Origin of the sequence: Intestinibacter sp. (assembly GCF_051866655.1) — a bacterium.
Lineage (GTDB): Bacteria > Bacillota > Clostridia > Peptostreptococcales > Peptostreptococcaceae > Intestinibacter.
The window spans coordinates 2,681-4,224 of sequence record NZ_JBJDXL010000258.1 but is presented as its reverse complement, the minus strand read 5'-3'; the positions used below and the strand labels follow the sequence as shown (position 1 = coordinate 4,224).

Genomic DNA, 1,544 nt, shown 5'->3' with positions numbered 1-1,544 from the left:
ATTTTTTCTATGCCATCAACACTAATGTGCTTCGTATTTTCTATAAGAAAATCCTTTAATCCATCTGGCATATCTAAACTTGGAGCTTCATCTAAAAATTTTACTATCTGATCATATGCCTCTTGCTGTTCGATTGTAGATATAGGCTCATTTAAAAACATAGAAAAATGTAGTGCTATAAATCTTCCATAATATCCAGGGAATGCTTCTAATAGTTTTTGAGTTATCGTCTTGTTTTTTTCTATATCCTTTAATTCTTTTAAAACTTCCTCCGTATTTGCCCCTGTGCTTATTTTATCTATCAAATTTTTCTTATCATTTTCTGCTCTTAAATTCAGCTCTCTTTTGACAGCTATTTTACTTAATTCTTCATTAGAATTGATTGCCATTTTAATTTCCTCCACACTCAACCCTAGCTTTCTAAACATGGATATTTTCTTGAGCTTTTCACAGTCCTCACAGCTAAAATCTCTATATCCATTTTTTAAAACTGTAGGGGTAATCAATCCCTGCTCTATATAATATTCAATTGCCTTTTTTGTAGCTTGAGTTTCTAAACATACATCCTTCATAAACATGTTATCCCCTCCTCTCAATAATAATTTTAAACCGACCCCCAAGGTCTTAGTCAATAATCTTGCCATTAAAAAAGAGGCTATCTCCATAAATAACCTCTTCTCGTAAAATTTCGTATTATATTTATCTTAAAAAGAAATAATAAACTAAAAGTATCACACCAAGTATTATTCTATACCATCCAAATGCTTTAAAGTCGTTTTTCTTTATGTAACCCACAAGGAATTTGATAGCTAGTATTGATACGAAAAATGCAACCACACTTCCCACTAGCAATATAACCATTTCAAAGCTAGTAAATGCCAATCCAAATTTAGCCAATTTAAGCACACTAGCTCCAAACATAACTGGTATAGCTAAGAAGAATGTAAACTCTGCTGCTACCTCTCTAGAAACTCCTATAAGTAAAGCCCCTAATATTGTAGCTCCTGAACGTGATGTCCCAGGGAAAACTGCAGCTATTACTTGGAATAAGCCTATTATTATAGCCATTTTGAAAGTTAAATGATCCATATCATCTACTATAGGTTTTTTACCTTTATTGTAGTTTTCAATAACTATAAAGAATATACCAAATAAAATTAACATTATAGCAACTGTTTGGAAGTTGTAAAATAGCTCGTTAACCTTATCATCAAATAATAAACCTATAACTGCTGCAGGTAGACAAGCAACTACTATTTTAATCCACATAATTATTATATTTTTTTGGACAAAAGGCTTTTTCTTAAATGAAAAAGGGAAAATCTTCTTCCAATATAAAACTACTACCGCTAAAATTGCCCCTAATTGTATAACAACGAAGAACATCTCTTTAAATTGAGGAGACATATTTAATTGTAAAAATTCATCGACTAAAATCATATGTCCTGTACTACTTATCGGTAGCCATTCTGTAATACCCTCAATTATACCTAAAATTATGGCCTTAAATATTTCTATAAAATCCATATTTCACCTCTCATTAT

Annotated in this window: 2 protein-coding genes; both read right to left on the bottom strand. The window is 30.9% G+C overall.

What is annotated here, in order from left to right; genetic code table 11:
* Positions 1–665, bottom strand: a 665-nt coding sequence (locus ACI3VO_RS07770) for a MerR family transcriptional regulator (RefSeq protein ID WP_439757363.1), incomplete at its 3' end; no start/stop codon positions are given.
* Positions 666–699: 34 nt separating this feature from the next.
* Complete coding sequence (locus ACI3VO_RS07765) at positions 700–1,527, bottom strand: undecaprenyl-diphosphate phosphatase (protein WP_320925069.1); 828 nt, start codon at positions 1,525–1,527, stop codon at positions 700–702.
* Between the last annotated feature and the right edge of the window lie 17 nt (positions 1,528–1,544).